Source organism: Modestobacter marinus, from assembly GCF_019799945.1.
GTDB lineage: Bacteria > Actinomycetota > Actinomycetes > Mycobacteriales > Geodermatophilaceae > Modestobacter > Modestobacter marinus_B.
The window spans coordinates 158,052-174,795 of the sequence record NZ_JABGCH010000005.1; the positions used below are offsets into that span (position 1 = coordinate 158,052).

At 74.6% G+C, this 16,744-nt stretch carries 23 protein-coding genes, 1 tRNA gene and 1 pseudogene; 13 read left to right on the top strand and 12 right to left on the bottom strand.

The window, feature by feature from the left end; translation table 11 throughout:
• Window positions 1-11 precede the first annotated feature (11 nt).
• From HK417_RS07200 to HK417_RS07215, 4 genes are read left to right on the top strand one after another with little or no spacing between them, the layout of a single operon-like run.
• Window positions 12-917, top strand: coding sequence for a metal ABC transporter solute-binding protein, Zn/Mn family (locus HK417_RS07200; protein WP_222264838.1), 906 nt, complete (start codon window positions 12-14; stop codon window positions 915-917).
• A 13-nt stretch (window positions 918-930) separates the two neighbouring features.
• On the top strand, window positions 931-1,782 hold the full coding sequence (locus HK417_RS07205; protein WP_222264840.1) for a metal ABC transporter ATP-binding protein: 852 nt from the start codon (window positions 931-933) through the stop codon (window positions 1,780-1,782).
• Window positions 1,775-2,656, top strand: a complete 882-nt coding sequence (locus tag HK417_RS07210; RefSeq protein WP_222264842.1) for a metal ABC transporter permease — start codon at window positions 1,775-1,777, stop codon at window positions 2,654-2,656. The genes HK417_RS07205 and HK417_RS07210 overlap by 8 nt, the downstream gene beginning before the upstream one ends.
• A gap of 33 nt (window positions 2,657-2,689) precedes the next feature.
• The gene (locus HK417_RS07215; RefSeq protein WP_222264844.1) at window positions 2,690-2,854 is read left to right on the top strand and encodes a hypothetical protein; all 165 of its coding nucleotides are present in this window, start codon (window positions 2,690-2,692) and stop codon (window positions 2,852-2,854) included.
• A 4-nt stretch (window positions 2,855-2,858) separates the two neighbouring features.
• Here HK417_RS07215 and HK417_RS07220 read toward each other — a convergent pair whose 3' ends face one another.
• The gene (locus tag HK417_RS07220) at window positions 2,859-3,032 is read right to left on the bottom strand and encodes a hypothetical protein (RefSeq protein ID WP_222264846.1); all 174 of its coding nucleotides are present in this window, start codon (window positions 3,030-3,032) and stop codon (window positions 2,859-2,861) included.
• Between the two features lie 63 nt (window positions 3,033-3,095).
• Entirely contained in the window at window positions 3,096-3,593 is a 498-nt protein-coding gene (locus tag HK417_RS07225) for a DUF6328 family protein (protein WP_222264848.1), read from the bottom strand.
• 50 nt (window positions 3,594-3,643) lie between these two features.
• On the opposite strand from HK417_RS07225, the gene HK417_RS07230 reads away from it, so the two are divergent.
• Genes HK417_RS07230 through HK417_RS26410 form a run of 3 tightly spaced genes read left to right on the top strand, consistent with a single transcriptional unit; the run spans window position 3,644 to window position 5,825 of the window.
• Window positions 3,644-3,988 carry a DUF3140 domain-containing protein gene (locus HK417_RS07230; RefSeq protein ID WP_222264850.1) on the top strand — a complete coding sequence of 115 codons (345 nt, stop codon included), beginning with the start codon at window positions 3,644-3,646 and terminating at the stop codon, window positions 3,986-3,988.
• A 10-nt stretch (window positions 3,989-3,998) separates the two neighbouring features.
• Window positions 3,999-4,751 (top strand): methyltransferase domain-containing protein, encoded by a 753-nt coding sequence (locus HK417_RS07235; RefSeq protein WP_222264852.1) that lies wholly within the window; start codon window positions 3,999-4,001, stop codon window positions 4,749-4,751.
• 42 nt (window positions 4,752-4,793) lie between these two features.
• Window positions 4,794-5,825 (top strand): type III polyketide synthase, encoded by a 1,032-nt coding sequence (locus tag HK417_RS26410; RefSeq protein WP_222264854.1) that lies wholly within the window; start codon window positions 4,794-4,796, stop codon window positions 5,823-5,825.
• Between the two features lie 29 nt (window positions 5,826-5,854).
• Here the strand turns inward: HK417_RS26410 and dhaM are convergent, their stop codons facing one another.
• The 5 genes from dhaM to HK417_RS07265 all read right to left on the bottom strand — a co-directional run bounded on the left by dhaM (window position 5,855) and on the right by HK417_RS07265 (window position 9,560).
• Window positions 5,855-6,268: a dihydroxyacetone kinase phosphoryl donor subunit DhaM gene (gene dhaM / locus HK417_RS07245; protein WP_222264856.1), complete on the bottom strand. Its 414-nt coding sequence runs from the start codon at window positions 6,266-6,268 to the stop codon at window positions 5,855-5,857.
• A gap of 5 nt (window positions 6,269-6,273) precedes the next feature.
• Window positions 6,274-6,918, bottom strand: a complete 645-nt coding sequence (dhaL, locus tag HK417_RS07250; RefSeq protein ID WP_222264858.1) for a dihydroxyacetone kinase subunit DhaL — start codon at window positions 6,916-6,918, stop codon at window positions 6,274-6,276.
• Window positions 6,918-7,919 carry a dihydroxyacetone kinase subunit DhaK gene (gene dhaK / locus HK417_RS07255; RefSeq protein WP_222264860.1) on the bottom strand — a complete coding sequence of 334 codons (1,002 nt, stop codon included), beginning with the start codon at window positions 7,917-7,919 and terminating at the stop codon, window positions 6,918-6,920. Before dhaK ends, dhaL begins: the two co-directional genes overlap by 1 nt.
• A gap of 66 nt (window positions 7,920-7,985) precedes the next feature.
• On the bottom strand, window positions 7,986-8,906 hold the full coding sequence (locus tag HK417_RS07260) for an MIP/aquaporin family protein (protein WP_222264862.1): 921 nt from the start codon (window positions 8,904-8,906) through the stop codon (window positions 7,986-7,988).
• A gap of 105 nt (window positions 8,907-9,011) precedes the next feature.
• Window positions 9,012-9,560 carry a GNAT family N-acetyltransferase gene (locus HK417_RS07265; RefSeq protein WP_222264864.1) on the bottom strand — a complete coding sequence of 183 codons (549 nt, stop codon included), beginning with the start codon at window positions 9,558-9,560 and terminating at the stop codon, window positions 9,012-9,014.
• 77 nt (window positions 9,561-9,637) lie between these two features.
• Between HK417_RS07265 and HK417_RS07270 the strand changes: the two are divergent.
• A pseudogene (locus HK417_RS07270) lies at window positions 9,638-9,913 on the top strand (LysE family translocator); the annotation flags it as partial.
• Window positions 9,914-9,986: 73 nt separating this feature from the next.
• The gene (locus HK417_RS07275; protein WP_222264866.1) at window positions 9,987-10,877 is read left to right on the top strand and encodes an MOSC domain-containing protein; all 891 of its coding nucleotides are present in this window, start codon (window positions 9,987-9,989) and stop codon (window positions 10,875-10,877) included.
• A gap of 33 nt (window positions 10,878-10,910) precedes the next feature.
• Here HK417_RS07275 and HK417_RS07280 read toward each other — a convergent pair.
• Both HK417_RS07280 and HK417_RS07285 read right to left on the bottom strand, forming a co-directional pair.
• Window positions 10,911-10,981, bottom strand: a tRNA-Gly gene (locus tag HK417_RS07280).
• 186 nt (window positions 10,982-11,167) lie between these two features.
• Window positions 11,168-11,998, bottom strand: a complete 831-nt coding sequence (locus tag HK417_RS07285; RefSeq protein WP_222264868.1) for a DUF899 domain-containing protein — start codon at window positions 11,996-11,998, stop codon at window positions 11,168-11,170.
• 171 nt (window positions 11,999-12,169) lie between these two features.
• Here HK417_RS07285 and HK417_RS07290 point away from each other — a divergent pair, with 171 nt between their 5' ends.
• The 3 genes from HK417_RS07290 (at window position 12,170) to dcd (ending at window position 14,606) form a co-directional block, all read left to right on the top strand.
• A complete protein-coding gene (locus HK417_RS07290) occupies window positions 12,170-12,577 on the top strand; it encodes a YciI family protein (protein ID WP_222264870.1) in 408 nt (135 codons plus the stop codon).
• 6 nt (window positions 12,578-12,583) lie between these two features.
• Complete coding sequence (locus HK417_RS07295; protein WP_222264872.1) at window positions 12,584-13,762, top strand: RNA polymerase sigma factor; 1,179 nt, start codon at window positions 12,584-12,586, stop codon at window positions 13,760-13,762.
• Window positions 13,763-14,000: 238 nt separating this feature from the next.
• A complete protein-coding gene (dcd, locus tag HK417_RS07300) occupies window positions 14,001-14,606 on the top strand; it encodes a dCTP deaminase (RefSeq protein ID WP_222264874.1) in 606 nt (201 codons plus the stop codon).
• On the opposite strand, the gene HK417_RS26895 is transcribed toward dcd, so the two are convergent.
• From HK417_RS26895 to HK417_RS07315, 3 genes are read right to left on the bottom strand one after another with little or no spacing between them, the layout of a single operon-like run.
• Window positions 14,557-14,898 (bottom strand): glycosyltransferase, encoded by a 342-nt coding sequence (locus HK417_RS26895; protein WP_222264876.1) that lies wholly within the window; start codon window positions 14,896-14,898, stop codon window positions 14,557-14,559. The two genes, dcd and HK417_RS26895, sit on opposite strands and share 50 nt — an antisense overlap.
• Entirely contained in the window at window positions 14,867-15,343 is a 477-nt protein-coding gene (locus HK417_RS07310) for a glycosyltransferase (protein WP_222264878.1), read from the bottom strand. The genes HK417_RS26895 and HK417_RS07310 overlap by 32 nt, the downstream gene beginning before the upstream one ends.
• Complete coding sequence (locus tag HK417_RS07315) at window positions 15,328-15,783, bottom strand: hypothetical protein (protein WP_222264880.1); 456 nt, start codon at window positions 15,781-15,783, stop codon at window positions 15,328-15,330. The genes HK417_RS07310 and HK417_RS07315 overlap by 16 nt, the downstream gene beginning before the upstream one ends.
• A 185-nt stretch (window positions 15,784-15,968) precedes the next feature.
• On the opposite strand from HK417_RS07315, the gene HK417_RS07320 reads away from it, so the two are divergent.
• A complete protein-coding gene (locus HK417_RS07320) occupies window positions 15,969-16,742 on the top strand; it encodes a methylase (RefSeq protein ID WP_222264882.1) in 774 nt (257 codons plus the stop codon).
• Window positions 16,743-16,744 lie beyond the last annotated feature (2 nt).

Here is a 16,744-nt window from a genome sequence, read left to right on the forward strand (position 1 = left end):
CCGGAGGTCCGATGCGCTCCCCGCTCCGCCGTGCAGCTCTGCTCGCGGCGTCGTCCCTGGCCCTCGTCGCCACCGCCGCCTGTGGCTCGGGGGAGGACGCGGGCGCGGACGACGGCGTGCGCGCGGTCGCCTCGACCGACGTCTACGGCGACGTGGTGGCGGCCATCGGCGGCGACCGCGTCGAGGTCACCTCGGTGCTCGACGACCCGTCGGCCGACCCGCACTCCTTCGAGGCCAACACCCGCACCCAGCTGGCGGTGTCCCGGGCCGACCTGGTGGTCGCGAACGGCGGGGGCTACGACGACTTCATGCAGACCCTGGTCGCCGCCGACGGCTCGGGCGCCGTCGTCCTCGACGCGGTCGAGGTGTCCGGGCTCGACGCCGAGGCGGAGGGCTTCAACGAGCACGTCTGGTACGACCTCGCCGCGATGGACGCCCTCGCCGAGGAGGTGGTCACCGCCCTCGGCGAGATCGACCCGGCCGGGGCGGGCGACTACGAGGCCAACGGCGCGCAGTTCCGCGCGGGCCTGCAGGAGCTGATCGCCGCCGGGGAGCAGGCGCGGGCCACCACGCAGGGTGCGGGCGTCGCGGTGACCGAGCCGGTCCCCGGCCACCTGCTCGATGCGCTCGGCGCGGAGGACCTCACCCCCGCGGAGTTCGCCGAGGCGGTCGAGGAGGGCGGCGACGTCTCACCCGCCGTCCTGCAGGAGACCCTCGACCTCATCGGCAGCGGGCAGGTGCGCGCCCTGGTCTACAACGACCAGACCAGCGGCCCGGAGACCGAGCGGTTGCTGGAGGCGGCGCGGGCCGCCGGCGTCGACGTCGTCCCGGTGACCGAGACGCTGCCCGAGGGGCAGGACTACCTCAGCTGGATGCGGGGCAACCTCGACGCGGTCGTCGCCGCCCTCTCCGCGTGAGATCGTCGAAGCGATGACCACCGTCTCGGGACCAGCCCTCAGCCTGCGCGATGCCCGGATGTCGTTCGGGGACCGCGTGCTGTGGAGCGGGCTGGACCTCGAGCTGCAGCCCGGGGAGTTCCTCGCCGTCCTCGGCCCGAACGGGGTCGGCAAGTCCACCCTGCTCAAGGCGGTCCTCGGCCAGCTGCCGCTGGCCGCCGGCCAGCTGCTCGTCGGCGGGCGGCCGCCCGGCCGGGGCAGCGCGACGGTCGGGTACGTGCCCCAGCAGAAGTCGATGGACGCCGCGACCCCGCTGCGCGCCCGGGACCTGGTCGCCCTCGGGCTCGACGGGCACCGCTGGGGCGTGCGGCGGCGCTCGGCCGAGGCCCGCCGGCGGGTCGACGAGGCGCTCGAGGCGGTGGGGGCCACCGGCTACGCCGACGCCCCGATCGGGCTGCTCTCCGGCGGTGAGCAGCAGCGGGTGCGGATCGCCCAGGCACTGGCCACCGATCCCGCGCTGCTGCTCTGCGACGAGCCGCTGCTCTCCCTGGACCTGCGCCACCAGCGGGCGGTCTCGGCGATGATCGACCGGCGGCGGCGCGAGCACGACACCGCGGTCGTCTTCGTCACCCACGAGATCAACCCCGTGCTCGACCTGGTCGACCGCGTCCTCTACATCGCCGGGGGCCGGCACCGGGTGGGGACGCCGGCCGACGTGCTCACCTCCGCGACGCTGAGCGAGCTGTACCGCACCCCGGTCGACGTGCTCGACGTCCGCGGCCGGATCGTGGTGGTCGGGACGCAGGAGGAGCCCGGCGGCTGCGAGCACCACGAGCAGCACGGCGACACCAGCGCCGAACCCGCCACGAGCGTGCGCCGTGGGTGACCTCTTCGACTACAGCGACTACGGCCAGCTGCTCGCGCTGGTGCACAACTCGCTCATCGCCGCCGCGCTGCTCGGCCTGGTCGGCGGGCTGGTCGGCGTCTTCGTGCAGCTGCGCGACATGCAGTTCGCGGTGCACGGGATCAGCGAGCTGTCCTTCGCCGGTGCGGCGGCCGCCCTGCTGCTCGGCGCGAACGTGGCGCTGGGCTCGGTGGTCGGCTCGCTGCTGGCCGCGGCGCTGATCGGCGGCCTCGGCGTCCGGGCCCGCGACCGCAACTCGGTGATCGGTGTCCTCATGCCCTTCGGGCTGGGTCTCGGCGTGCTGTTCCTGGCGCTCTACGAGGGGCGGGCGGCCAACAAGTTCGGCCTGCTCACCGGGCAGGTGGTGGCGGTCGACACCGTGCGGCTGAACTGGCTGGTCGGCGTCTCGATCGTGGTGCTCGCCGGCATGGCGCTGATCTGGCGGCCGTTGCTGTTCGTCAGCGCCGACCCCGAGGTCGCCGTCGCCCGGGGGCTGCCCGCCGGCCTGCTGTCGGTGGGGTTCACGCTGCTGCTCGGCCTCGCCGTGTCGATGGCCGTGCAGGTGGTGGGCGCGCTGCTCGTGCTGTCGCTGCTGGTCACCCCGGCTGCCGCGGCGTTCCGGGTCACGGCCTCGCCGGTGCTCGCACCGGTGCTCAGCGTGGTGTTCGCGGTGGTCTCCGCCGTCGGCGGGATCCTGCTGGCGCTGGGCGGGAGCATCCCGATCAGCCCGTTCGTCACCACGATCTCGTTCGTCATCTACCTGGTCTGCCGGGCGGTCTCGGTCCGGCGGGTCCGCGGCGGGTGGGGGCACCGCCTCCCCGCGGCCGCGGCGCCCACGCCGGTCTCGATCCCCTGACCCCGTCCCGATCCCCTGACCCCGGGAGCGCCGATGCCCGTCCAGCCCGGCCGCACGTCCTACCGCCGGCCCACGGCACCGCCCCGCCGGCCGCGGCGCGACGCCGAGCCGGTGGCCTCCGACGAGGTGCCGCCCGCCAGGACGGCGCCCGAGGAGCCGGTCGACCCGGAACGTCCCGACGCGGCCGAGCAGGACTGACGGATCAGACGCCGGTGACCCGGTTCTCCGGGTCGACGCCGGGCTGCTCGCCGGTCTCCGCGCCCTCGGCCGGCTCCTCCGAGTGCGGGGTCTGGCCGCCGCCCTGCTGGTCGGGGCCGTCGGTGCCGCCCTCGGCGGGCTCGTCGGGGTGGGGCGTCCGTCCTGCGCTGTCGCTCATGCCGCTGCGGTGCCCCGGCCGCGCGCCCGGAAACCCGGCGCGAGCCGGAGCGGGAATCCGCCCTCAGCGGTCCGACCGGCCCCGGCGCAGCGCCGGCAGCGCGAACCACAGCGCCAGGGCCAGCAGGGTGACCAGCGTGCACCCGGTGACGGCCCAGCCCCGCCCCAGGACGACGTCGAGGACCAGCAGCACCGCGCTGGCGATCCCGATGAGCAGCAGCACCAGGCCGACCAGCAGCGCCCGGTCGGCGAAGGCGACGACGGCCTGTTTCTCGTGCTGACGGAACAGCACCCGGTGGAAGGCGACCGGCGCGATGAACACGATGGCCGCGCACGTCGCGCTGATCAGGGTGAGCGGGTACAGGTCGCGCTGGAAGCCCGTGAGATCGGCGAACCGCTGGGTGAACGGCAGGGTGAGCAGGAACGCGAACAGGAACTGCACCCCGGCCGTGGCGACCCGCGTCTCCTGCAGCAGCTCGTCGACGTTGCGGTCCAGGGTCTGCTGTGGCGACTCACCGCGCCGGCGCGCGGAGTCCTCGACGTCCGTTCGTTTCCTGGCCACGGGCCTGCGGTACCGCACGGACCGATCGCCGACACGTAGAGGGGACGACGATGGCCGAGGACGACGCCGACACGATCCGCCGCGAGTTCGGCGAGGTGGTCAACATGACCGCGGCGGAGCTCGAGCGGTGGCTGGCGACCGAGGAGTCGCAGTCGGTGGGGCAGAAGACCGACGGCTCGGACGAGTCGACCGGGCACGCGTCCGGACGGCGGATCGTCGAGCTGCTGCACACGAAGAAGGCCGACCTCACCGACGACGACCTCGCCCACATGCGGAAGGTGCACGGGTACGTGCAGCGCCACCTCGCCCAGGAGCCGGCGAAGGAGGACGTCGAGACCTCGCGGTGGCGGTACTCGCTGATGAACTGGGGTCACGACCCGCTGAAGAGCAAGTAGCGTCGCCCGGGTGCGCCGCAACGACCCGGCCCAGTACGACGAGCTGGCCGACCAGTGGTGGGAGCCGTCCGGCGGCTTCGCGATGCTGCACTGGCTGGCGGCGTCCCGGGCCGGGCACGTGCCGCCGGCGGCCGGCCCCGACGCGGTGCTGGTCGACCTGGCCTGCGGCGGGGGCCTGATGGCGCCGCACGTGTCCCGGCTGGGCTACCGGCACGTCGGCGTCGACCTGGGGCTGGCCGGACTGCGCGTGGCACGCGAGCACGGGGTCGCGCCGGTGCGGGGGTCGGTGCTGGCGGTGCCCCTGGCTGACGGCTGCGCCGACGTCGTCCTGGCCGGGGAGGTGCTCGAGCACGTCGACGACGACGAGCAGGTGATCGCCGAGTGCGCCCGGCTGCTGCGGCCCGGCGGCACCCTGGTGATCGACGCGATCGCCCGCACCCGGCTGGCCGACCTGATCGCGGTGCGGATCGCCGAGCGGGTCCCCGGCGGCCCGCCCCCCGGCATCCACGACCCCGCCCTCTTCGTCGACCGCCGGCGGCTGCTCGCGGCCGCGGAGCGGGTGGGCCTCGACCTGCGGCTGGTCGGACTGCGGCCCTCGGTGCGCGACGTCGTCGCCTGGCGCCTCGGACGCCGTCCCGGCGTGCGGATGCGCGAGATGCGCCTCACCTCGGTGTTGTTCGCCGGCTACGGAACGCGACGCGAGGAACCGTGGCGGGCGGCCGAGCGGCGTGCCACCGAGTCCGCACGTACGGTCGGGTCATGACCGGAACGGGGCGGTGCAGGGGAACGTGCTGGTGACGGCTCCGTGAGCGCTGCGGTGGTCACGGGGTCCGGGCGCGCGCTGCCGGCGACCTACGAGCAGGACGCCGTCTGGGAGGGCTTCTTCGCCCGGCACTACGCGGGGCTGCGGTCGGCCGAGCGGATCTTCAAGAACACGGGGGTGCGCACCCGGCACGCCGTCGCCGACCCGGTCACCGAGGACCTCTCCGGCTGGGGCACCGCGGCCCGGATGACCCGGTACGTCACCGAGGCGCTGCCGCTGGGCAAGCAGGCGGTCGCCGGAGCACTGGACGCCGCAGGTCTCGCCCCGGGGGACGTCGGCCTCTTCGCCGTCGCCACCTGCACCGGCTACGCCACCCCGGGGCTGGACATCCGGCTCGCCCAGGACCTCGGCATGCCGGCCGGGCTGCAGCGCCTGCTGGTCGGCCACATGGGCTGCTACGCCGCCCTGCCCGGGCTGGCCGCGGTCAGCGACTTCGTGGCCGCCCGTGCCCGGCCGGCGGTGCTGCTGTGCTGCGAGCTGACGAGCCTGCACGTGCAGCCGGCCCAGCGGGACCTGGAGCAGGTGGTCGCGCACGCGCTGTTCAGCGACGCGGCGGCCGCCGTCGTCGTGGAGCCCGGCGCGCGGCGCGGCCGGCGGGTGGCCGGGATGGTGGCCCGCACCGACTACGCCACCGCCGACCACATGACCTGGGACGTCACCGACCTCGGTTTCCGGATGGGGTTGTCGCCGCGGGTGCCCGACGTGCTCGCCCGGCATGTCGGCGGGGTCGTCGACGAGCTGCTGGCCGGGGCGGGGATGCGGCGGGAGGACGTCGCGGGCTGGGCGGTGCACCCCGGCGGACCGCGCATCCTCGACGTCGTCCGCGACGAGCTCGGCCTGACCGAGGAGCAGATCGGCGCCTCCCGCCGGGTGCTCGCCGAGCACGGCAACTGCTCGTCGGCGACCGTGCTGCTCGTCCTCGACGAGCTGCGGGACGTCGACGGCCCGGTGGTCGCGATGGCGTTCGGCCCCGGGCTCACCCTCTACGCGACGCTGCTGCTCCCGTCCTCCTGACCCGCTGCCGGCGGGGTGGTGCGGGGCGCTCAGCCGCCGAGGTGGGCCTGCTTGGGGGCCAGCCCGCGGAGCGCCTCGGCGGCGACCCGGTCCCGGTCGGCGCCGCCGGCCGCGACCACCACCGCGCCGATCAGGCCCTCCACCAGCGGCCCGGCGCTCAGCAGCACCCGGTCCCGGACGTCGTCGGCGAGCAGCTCGAGCGCCGTCTCGGCGGAGAGCACGGCGCTGCCGAGGTCCATGAGCACCACGACGCCGTCGCCGGAGTCGGCGGCGGCGATCGCCTCGGAGATCGCGAACGCGTCGGTGCCCAGGCCGCCGTCGTCGGTGCCGGCGGCGACCTCGACGGCCACGTCCGCGCCGGTGAGCATCTGCCGGGCCAGGGTGACCGCGGCCTCGGCGAGCGGGCGGCTGTGCGAGACGACGACCAGGCCGACCCGGGGCACGCCGGTCAGCCCTGCGCCGGGACCAGCGCCGTGGCCGCGGCCTCCACCAGCAGCGCCGCGGAGGTGGCGCCCGGGTCGACGTGCCCGATGCTGCGCTCGCCCAGGTAGCTCGCCCGGCCCTTGCGGGCCTGCAGCGGCTTCGTCGCGTCCCGGCCCTCCACCGCGGCGGTCGCGGCGGCGCCCAGGGCGTCGGCGAGCGGCTGACCGGCGGCCAGCGCGGCCTCCAGCGCGTCGCAGGCGGGCAGGAGCGCGTCGAGCATCGTCTTGTCGCCGGGCTCGGCCTTGCCGCGGGCCACGACGCCCTCGACCCCGGCCCGCAGCGCCTTCGCGACCGTGCCGGCGTCCCAGGGCCCGGACCCGCCGGCACCGGCGAGGCGCAGGAAGAAGGTGCCGTAGAGCGGGCCGCTCGCCCCGCCGACCTTGCTCACCAGCGTGGCGCCGACCAGCTTGAACAGCGCTGCGCCGTCGGCCGGCGGCCCGCCGTCGAGGGCGGCGACGACCGCGGCCATGCCCCGGTCCATGTTGGTCCCGTGGTCGGCGTCGCCGATGGCCGAGTCGAGCGTGGTCAGCTCGTCCCGGTGCTCGGCGACGGCCGCGGCGAACGCCCGGATCCAGCCCTCGAACTCGGGGATGCCCAGCTCCTGGGCCATCAGACCCCCCACCGCAGCGCGGGCGTCCGCACCGGGGCGTCCCACAGCCGCAACAGGTCGTCGTCCATCCGCACGAGGGTGACCGAGCAGCCGGCCATCTCCAGGCTGGTCATGTAGGAGCCGACCAGTGACCGGGCCACGGTCACCCCGGCCTTCTCCAGGACGCCGACCACCTCGGCGTACATGAGGTACAGCTCGATCAGCGGTGTGCCGCCCATGCCGTTGACGAAGGCCAGCACGCCGTCGCCGCCGGTGAAGTCGAGGTCGCCGAGCACCGGTTCGACCAGCATCTCGGCGATCTCCCGGGCGGGGGCGACCGGGACGCGGCGCCGTCCGGGCTCGCCGTGGATCCCGATGCCGACCTCCATCTCGTTCTCCGGGAGGTCGAAGGTCGGCTTGCCGGCGGCCGGCACGGTGCAGGAGGTCAGGGCGAGGCCCATGCTGCGGGCCCGGGCGTTCACCGTGCGGGCGACCTCGGTGACCCCGGCGAGCGGGCGGCCCTGCTCCGCCGCGGCACCGGCCATCTTCTCCAGGAGCACCGTGGCGCCCACCCCGCGCCGTCCGGCGGTGTACAGGCTGTCCTGCACCGCGACGTCGTCGTCGACGACGACCGCGTTCACCTCGGTGCCGGACTCGGCGGCCACCAGCTCCGCCGCCATCTCGAAATTCATCACGTCGCCGGTGTAGTTCTTCACGATGTGCAGGACGCCCGCACCGCCGTCGACGGCGGTCGTCGCGGCGACCACCTGGTCGGGGACCGGGGAGGTGAACACCTCGCCGGCGCAGGCCGCGTCGAGCATCCCCGGGCCGACGAACCCGGCGTGCATGGGCTCGTGGCCGGAGCCCCCACCGGAGACCAGGCCGACCTTGCCCCGCACCGGGGCGTCGCCCCGGACCACCACGCGGTTGTCCACGTCGACCCGCAGCTCGGGGTGGGCGGCGGCCATGCCGCGCAGCGCTTCGGGGACGACTTCGGCCGCCGCGTTGATGAGCTTCTTCACCGGTGCTCCTGTCTCTGAGAGCGGAGGGGAGGCCCGCCCACGAGGAACGGGCCTCCCCGGGGGGGGTCAGGTGCCGTCGGGTGCGGTCGGCCGCCCACGGGTGTCGGACCGGACCTCGTCGTGCGCGCCGGCGCGCGGGGACGGCGGTGCGTTGGTGCCGCTGCTGACGTCGGGTGACGTCTCGGTGGGCGCGCGGCTGGCCTCAGGCTCGTCCTCCACCGGCAGGAAGCGGCCCACGAGCAGGTCGTACAGCAGGGCGCCGACGAGTGCGCCCACCAGCGGCCCGACTATCGGGACCCACCAGTAGAAGTCCCCGTTCTGATCCCGCCAGGCTCCGCCGTACCCGGTGAAGTACGACATCAGCCGGGGCCCGAAGTCGCGGGCCGGGTTGATCGCGTACCCGGCGTTGGTGCCCCACGCCATCCCGATCGCCACCACGATCAGCCCGATGACGAACGGGCCGAGGTTGGCGCCGGGGGCCGTGTTGCGCACGTCGACGACGGCCAGGACCAGGAACATCAGGATCGCCGTGCCGATCACCTGGTCCCGCAGTGCCCCCCAGGTGCCGACCGGCAGCGTCCCGTTGCCGGGCAGGGTCGAGAAGATGCCCTGCGTGGCGATGGTGTGATCCGGGTCCATCGCCGCGATGACCTCGCTGTAGTTCCAGCGCACGATCAGCGCGGCGAGGAAGGCGCCGAGGGTCTGGGCGAGGGCGTAGGGGGCCACCTTGCGCCAGGGGAAGCCGCGGAAGGCCGCGAGCGCGACGGTCACCGCGGGGTTGATGTGCGCGCCGCTGATCCGGGCGGCGGTGTAGACGCCGAGCACGACGCCCAGGCCCCACGCCCAGGCGATGCTGTCGTGGTCGCCGATGCCGCCGGCCACCACCTGGGCCACGACGCCGACGCCGAACAGGATGAGGATGAAGGTGCCGGCGAACTCGGCGGCGAGCTCACCGGCCAGGGTGCGTGGCTTCAAGCGATCGACCACGGGAACCTCCGGGGGAGGGGTGCCGGGACGCCGATGTCCTGGCGAGCAGACCCTAGGAGCGGCCCCGGTCGGCGGGCAATGGACTGCTGCGCGGATCCTGGCGCGTCACCACAGGTCACCACGGCGCCAGTCGCAGACCAGCCGACCGGTGGGGTCCAACGGCGCCGGCGTGGCCGGGGTGGGCAGCACGAAGACCGCTTCGTCCGGCGTCTCCACCGGGCCGTCCGGGGTGAGTGCCGCGGTCGGTCCGGTCCAGGCCAGCCAGCCGCGCGCCCGGTAGAAGTCGACGGCGGCCGCGCTGGACGCCAGTGCCCCGAGCTCGGCTCCGCCGGCGATCAGCCGCTCGACCTCGGCCATGACCGCGGCGCCGACCCCGCGGCGGCGCATCCGCGCGGCGGTGGCGACCGCCTCGACGTAGCCGGTGCGCAGGGTGCGGCCGTCGGCGATCAGCTGCCGGCCGACGAGGGACGCGTGGCCGGCCAGCTCCCCGTCCGTGGTGGCGAGCACGTGCAGCCCGCCGAGGGCGTGCGCCCAGTCCTCGTCGTCGAACCGGCCGGTGAACGCGGCGTCGAGGAAGCCGCGCACGGCGGCGAGCTCGCGGGGGGAGAGGTCGGCCGTGGGGGCGGTGCGCAGCCGGAGTCCAGGAGCGGGCACCGGCCCAGTCAAGCGCAGGTGGGGGCTCCGTACGCTGGCCGGCGTGACCCTGCAGGGCGCGGCGATCGGCCCCCGCCGGCCTGCTGACCAACCTGCTCAACCCCAAGGTGGGCGCGTTCCACGTGTCCGTCCTGCCGCAGTTCCTGCCGCCGGACACCTCGGCCCTCGGCATGGGCGCGCTGCTGGCCGCCGGGCACGCGGGCCTGAGCGTGCTGTGGTTCACCCTGCTGATCGTCGGGGCGGTCGTGGTGCGGCGGTGGCTGCAGCGGCCGCGGGTCGACCGGGCCATCGAGGGCACGACGGGGCTCGTCCTGATCGGCTTGGGCCTCCGGCCGGCCCGGCCGAGCCGCTGACCAGCGTGCTCCCCAGCGTGGCCCGTAGCCTGGCCCCGTCGACCGGTGGACCGGAACTGCCCAGGAGGTGCCCGTGATCGACGTCGAGCTCCCGCCCGGACCGGCGACGGGTGCGCTGACCCGGGGGTTCGCCGCCTGCCTGGCGTCGGTCACCGAGGTCCCGGTGACGGACCTGCCGCTGGCCGGCGACGACCTGGCGCACGCGCTGGGCGCCTGGCGGACCTGGCTGGCCGGGCACGGATCGGGGCTGGTGCCCATCGCCGATCCGCAGCGCTTCCAGTGGGCCGGCTGGTGGATCGCCGTCGTCGAGGACCCGGCGGGCGGGGCGACCGGCCCGGCGGAGGTCGCCGTGCTGGCCTTCGGCACGCCGCCGGGGGTGGTGCTCAGCCCGCAGGCGCCCGCCCTGCTGGGCCGGGCCACGTCGGACCTCCGCATCCGGCAGGCCCATGCCGTCGCGTCCCTCGATCCCGTGCTGCACCGGCGGTGGGCCGAGCCGGACCTGTGCGGCACGGTCGAGGGCCTCGCCGTGGCGCCCGCGGCGGAGGCCCCGATGCAGTTGCTCGAGGTCGCGCAGGCGCGCTCCGGTCGTGGTCTCGACGGCGACCGCTATGCCGTCGGCGCCGGCACGTTCAGCCCGCGCGCGGACCGGCGACCCGGGTACGACCTCACGCTGGTGGCCGGCGAGGTCCTCGACGAGCTGGCCGCCGCCGGGCACGCCCTGGACTTCGCCGGCACCCGGCGGAACGTCCTCACCCGCGGCATCGACGTCAACGCCCTGGTGGGACGGACGTTCCGGATCGGGGACGTCGTGTGCGCGGGGCGCCGGCTGTGCGAGCCGTGCTCACATCTGGAGCGGCTCAGCGGCCCGGGGGTCCTGCGACCGCTCATCCACCGGGGCGGGCTGCGCGCCGACGTCCTCGGGGACGGGGAGATCCGCGTGGGAGCGACGATCCGGCTGGCCTGACCCGGTCGGTCGGCGGCGATCGGCTCCGCGGAGAGCGGGTGACGAGAATCGAACTCGCACTGTCAGCTTGGGAAGCTGATGTTCTGCCATTGAACTACACCCGCGGAGGCTCTCCGCCCTGCGTGGCTGCGAAGCCCGCCGGTCGGTGAACGCTCTCGGAGATCGTACACGGGTCGTTCCGGCCGTCGAGCCATCCCCGGACAGCGCGCGCTCGGGCGACCGCGGACGTAGCCGCAGCCTCGCAGGTGAGGAGTCGAGGGTCCGCGTGCGGGGCAGGGTGATCGCTGCGCTCAGTGAGCGTGGGCGTACTCGTCGTGGAGCCGCCACCAGACGTACGGTTCACCCTGCGGGCGACCGGCCGGGGAGTCCTCCCAGGTCTCTTGGCGACCGAGCGGTGTGAGATCGAGCAAGGTGAACGTGGGTCCGACTGCCTCCACGCCGCGGCCGTTGACGAAGTAGGTGCGGAACACCTCATCACCGTCTCGGATGAACACGTTCAGGCCGAACAATTCCTCCACGCCGAAGTCACGGGAGAAGTCGTCACCGATGAGCGTGTACCAGGGCACGCTCCATCCCATCCGCTCGCGGTAGGTCGCGATCCGTTCCTGAGGCGCGGCCGACACGAAGGCGAGGGTGGTGTCGCGCGCGTTCAGGTGCGCGGGATGTGTGACGCCGTCAGCGAACATGGAGCAGCCAGAGCACGCTCCCTCCGGCCAGCCCTCGACATCGGGCGCGTAGAAGAAGCGGTAGACGATGAGTTGCCGGCGGCCCTCGAAGAGTCCCAGCAGGCCCACCTCGCCCTGGGGCCCCACGAAGCGGTAGTCGGTGTCGACGCGCACCATCGGCATCCGCCGCCGCTCGGCGGACAACTTGTCGCGGGCAGCCGTGAGCGCCTTCTCCTTGGCCAACAGCGCCTCGAACGACGCGCGCCATTCAGCCGGAGAGACCACCTCCGGAAGCCCGACGTCGTCGTGATCGGTCGACGGAGCATCCACCATGCCGGTACGCCCTTCCTCTCGATCGTGCTGCTGGTCCCGCCCGCCCGGTGCGCGAACCAGCTGCCGGTTAAATGCCGTCAGCCTGTCCTGGAACCAGCGACTCGGAAGCACTGAGGAACTCATCGGTCGCGTCGTCGTCTCGCACGAGGAACCCGGTGCCGCATCGCCGCAGGTCCGGTCAACCACGGGGCACGGGGACGAGGAATCCGCGGGTGGGATGTCGAGAACCCCGGCGCGGCTCCGTCCCAGGGGTGCACACGGCCACACTGGGCCGTACCCACCGAGGAGAACACGATGGCCAAGTACCTGCTGCTCAAGCACTACCGGGGCGCGCCGGCGGCGGTCAACGACGTGCCGATGGACCAGTGGACGCCGGAGGAGGTCGCGGCCCACGTGCAGTACATGGAAGACTTCGCCGCCCGGCTCGAGGGCACCGGTGAGTTCGTCGACAGCCAGGCGCTCTCCCCGGAGGGCACCTTCGTCCGCTACGACGGCGAGGGGCGCCCGCCGGTCACCGACGGCCCGTTCGCGGAGACCAAGGACCTGATCGCCGGGTGGATGGTCATCGACGTCGACACCCCCGAGCGGGCGCTGGAGCTGGCCGGCGAGCTGTCGGCGGCTCCGGGTGCGGGTGGCAGGCCGATCCACGAGTGGCTCGAGGTGCGTCCCTTCCTGGGCGCGCCGCCGACCATCACGGAGTGACGCGCGGTGGACGAGTCCCTGCTTCGGGCGCTCATCCCCACCGTGATCGGGATCCTCGGCCGCCGCGGAGCCGACTTCGCGGCGGCCGAGGATGCCGTCCAGGACGCCCTGGTCGAAGCCGTGCGCGTCTGGCCGGACGACCCGCCGCGGGACCCTAGGGCATGGTTGGTGGCGGTGGCCTGGCGCAGGTTCCTCGACGCCGTCCGCGCCGACACCTCCCGGCAGCGGCGCGAGGTCCGCGTCGATCTCGAGCCGCCGCCCGGGCCGGGCGCCGAGGTGGACGACACCCTCCAGCTGTACTTCCTGTGCGCCCACCCGTCCCTGACGCCGGCCTCGGCGGTCGCCCTCACCCTGCGCGCGGTCGGCGGGCTCACCACGCGTCAGATCGCGCAGGCCTACCTCGTGCCGGAGGCGACCATGGCCCAGCGGATCAGCCGGGCCAAGCGGACCGTCTCGGGCGTCCGGTTCGACCAGCCCGGGGACGTCGGCACGGTGTTGCGCGTGCTCTACCTGGTCTTCAACGAGGGCTACTCGGGCGACGTCGACCTCGCCGCGGAGGCCATCCGGCTCGCCCGCCAGCTGGCGGCGAGGATCGAGCACGAGGAGGTGGCGGGCCTGCTCGCGCTCATGCTGCTGCACCACGCGCGGCGCCCCGCGCGGACCCGCCCCGACGGCAGTCTCGTGCCCCTCGCCGAGCAGGACCGCAGCCGGTGGGACACCCAGCTGATCGCTGAGGGGGTCGACGTGCTCCAGGCCGCTCTGGCCCGCGACCGGCTGGGAGAGTTCCAGGCCCAGGCCGCCATCGCCGCCCTGCACGCCGACGCGCGCACGGCCGAGGAGACCGACTGGGTGCAGATCGTCGAGTGGTACGACGAGCTGGTGCGGCTGACCGGCAGCCCGGTCGCGCGCCTCAACCGGGCCGTCGCGGTCGGCGAGGCGGACGGCGCGCGGGCCGGCCTAGCCGCCCTGGCGCAGCTCGACCCCGCCCTGCCCCGCCACGCCGCGGTCGCGGCGTACCTGCACGAGCGGGACGGGGACCCGGTGACCGCGGCACGGCTCTACGCCGACGCCGCCCGAGCAGCGCCCAACCTCCCCGAACGCGACCACCTCACGCGACAGGCCGCCCGGCTCAACGCGGAACGACGCGGCCGGGCCGAGGGTCGTCGGGACGGTCGACAGCCGTGAGCCTCACGCGCGAGGAGCCCGACCTCCACACCGCGCAGCGATGCGGGAGACGAACTCCTGCGCTTGCCGGGGAAGGGCGTCCTCGCTCGGCCGTGGCGCCGGCCGCATCGTCCGGGCACCTGCCGACCTCGCCGCCGCCCGCTCCACGCCGTCACGGTGCGCCTCGCGGTCCACGTCGGCAGCTGACCGCCCGGAGCCGTGGACCGGCGTCCGGCCGTGGTCCCTAGACTCCGCAGCCATGCTGCTGTCCGACCGCGACATCCGGGCCGCGCTGGCCACCGGCCGGCTCGGGATCGAGCCCTTCGACGAGGCGATGGTGCAGCCCTCGAGCATCGACGTCCGGCTCGACCGCTTCTTCCGGGTGTTCAACAACGCCCGGTACACCCACATCGACCCGGCGCAGCAGCAGGACGACCTCACCACACTGGTCGAACCCGACGGCGACGACCCGTTCGTCCTGCACCCCGGGGAGTTCGTGCTGGGCTCGACGCTGGAGGTCTACAGCATCCCCGACGACCTCGCCGCAAGGCTCGAGGGCAAGTCGTCGCTGGGCCGGCTCGGTCTGCTCACGCACTCCACCGCGGGGTTCGTCGACCCCGGGTTCAGCGGCCACATCACACTGGAGCTGTCCAACGTGGCCAACCTGCCGATCACCCTGTGGCCGGGGATGAAGATCGGGCAACTGTGCCTGTTCCGGTTGACCTCGGCCGCCGAGCACCCCTACGGCTCGTCGCTGTACGGGTCCCGGTACCAGGACCAGCGCGGCCCGACGCCCTCGCGCTCGTTCCGGAACTTCAGCCGGGCCGAGACCCGCCGTCCGGACCCGGCGAGTCCGCTGGCCTGACCCCGGCCGGAGCGGGCGGCCGATCAAGTGACTCATCCGGCGTCCAGCACACCGCGGACGAGCCCGCTGAAGGTGCGGCCGAGGTCCTCGACCCGGTAGTGCGCCGGACGAGCCGGGCCCCGGCCGCGCCCATGGCCGCGCGGTCGGCGGGGGACATCGCGGTCAGCTCGGCGATCCGCTCCCGGATGGAGGTCGGCTCCTCGCTGCGGGCCAGCAGCCCGTCCCGGCCCTCCTCGAACACCGGCGGTCGGCCCGAGCAGTCAGTGAAGACGGTGGGGCAGCCGGCGGCCATGGCCTCCAGGACCGAGAGCGGCAGCGCGGGGCCCTCCCCAGCGGGCGGTGGGCACGTAGCCGTCGGCCGCCGCCAGCAACCGGGGGACGTCATCCCGCCAGCCCAGGAAGCTGACCCTGCGCTCCAGGCCCAGACGCTGGACCTGCCGGTGGAGGAGCGTCGCGTGGTCCGCCGTCCGCCGCGCCGCGACGGCGTCCCCGACGAGAGCGACGTGGACCGGCGAGGGGACGCCGTCGAGGGCCGCGAGCAGCAGGTCCTGTCCCTTCTGCGGGTCCAGCCGGCCCGCGTTGAGCAGCAGGAGGTCGCCCTCGCCGGCGGCCATCTCCTCCCGCAGGCGAGCCCGCTCGGCCCCGGTCAGCGCGAGCGGGACCGTCACGGAGATGCCGTTGGGCAGGACGACGGAGCGCTCGGCCGGCACGCCGAAGGCGGTCATCTCGTCGCGCACCACCGTGGACGTGCAGACGGCGAGGGTGGTGTGCCGGGCGACGACGGCCCGGTGGCTGCGCCGCTTCCCGGCGGCCAGCGGGCGCGGCCGTAGAAGCGGTGCTGGTTCTGCACCATGAGCACCCCGGGCACGCCGGCGCGGGCAGCGGCCAGCAGGGCCGGCGCGCGGTCGCTCTGGTTGACCCCGATGACGCAGCGGCCGCCGTCGCGGCGCACCCGCTCGGCCAGGGCGCGGATCAGCCGGGGGTCCCACGGCCGCTCCAGCCGTGGCTCCAGGACGGCCCGGACACCGAGGCCGGCGACGTCGGGCAGGATGCTCGGCCCGGTCCGGGGGAGGGGGCCGTGCACGAGGGTCAGGTCGAGTCCGTCGGCGCGCAGCGCCCGCGCGAACTCCGGCGCCATCCGGGGCGCGCCGGTGCGGTCGGGCCGTCGCAGGGTCATGAACATGCGTCCGTCCGGCACCGTCATCGCGGCTGGTCGCCTTCCGCTCGGGGTCCCGGCACGGTAGGCGACCGGACGCCGTCGCGCGGCGATCCACCGTGGCGACGACCGGCGCCGACGCACGGTCGGGTGAACTCACAACCCGGTACGGGGTGACGAGGCGTGTTACTGGGCAACAGTCCGTCATGGACCCCCGGGACACCGCCGTTCTGTTGCCACCGCGCTCCGGAGACCACGTCGTCGACGGCTTCTTCGACTGCGCGGAGGAGTCCGCGCACTACGCCTTCGGCGTCCAGCTCCTGCTCACCCAGTACGCGTCGGTGCTGCCCTGGGAGACCGAGGGGGTGGCGGAGCTCGGCAGCGGCGACGCCCGGGCCATCGCCCACGTGGTCCGCGCCGTCCCGGGGCTGCGGGTGCACGGCACGGACATCAGCGCCACCTCCGTCGAGCGGGCCCGGCGGACCATCGCCGGCCTGGGCGTGGGGGACCGCTACACCGTCGAGCACGGCGACTTCTTCGCCTGGGCGGCGGGCGCGGGCGCGGATCGGACCCGCACCGTCATCGCCAACCCGCCGTACATCCCGGCTCCCGACGGCGACCTGCTCATGCCCGAGCTGTGGGGCGGCTGGTACGGCAACGACCTGGCGCTGCGGCTCGTGCGGGCCGGGTTCGACCACGTCCTCATGGCGCTGCCCAGCTACTCCGACCCCGCGGCGACCCTGGCCTGCGCCGGGGCGCTGGGCTACCGGACGGCGAACTTCCTCGCCATGGGCCTGGAGTTCGGCGCCTACAGCCGGGAGCCGAAGGTGCGCGAGCACATCGCGCGGCTTACCGCCGAGGGCCGCGGCTGGGCGGGGGAGGACGAGTACGTCGTCGCCGTCGCCCTGCTCACCCGGTCGCCGCAGATCACCCGGGACCGCACGGTGCAGCTGCTGCGGGCGCTGCAGCTGGCCGGCTGAAC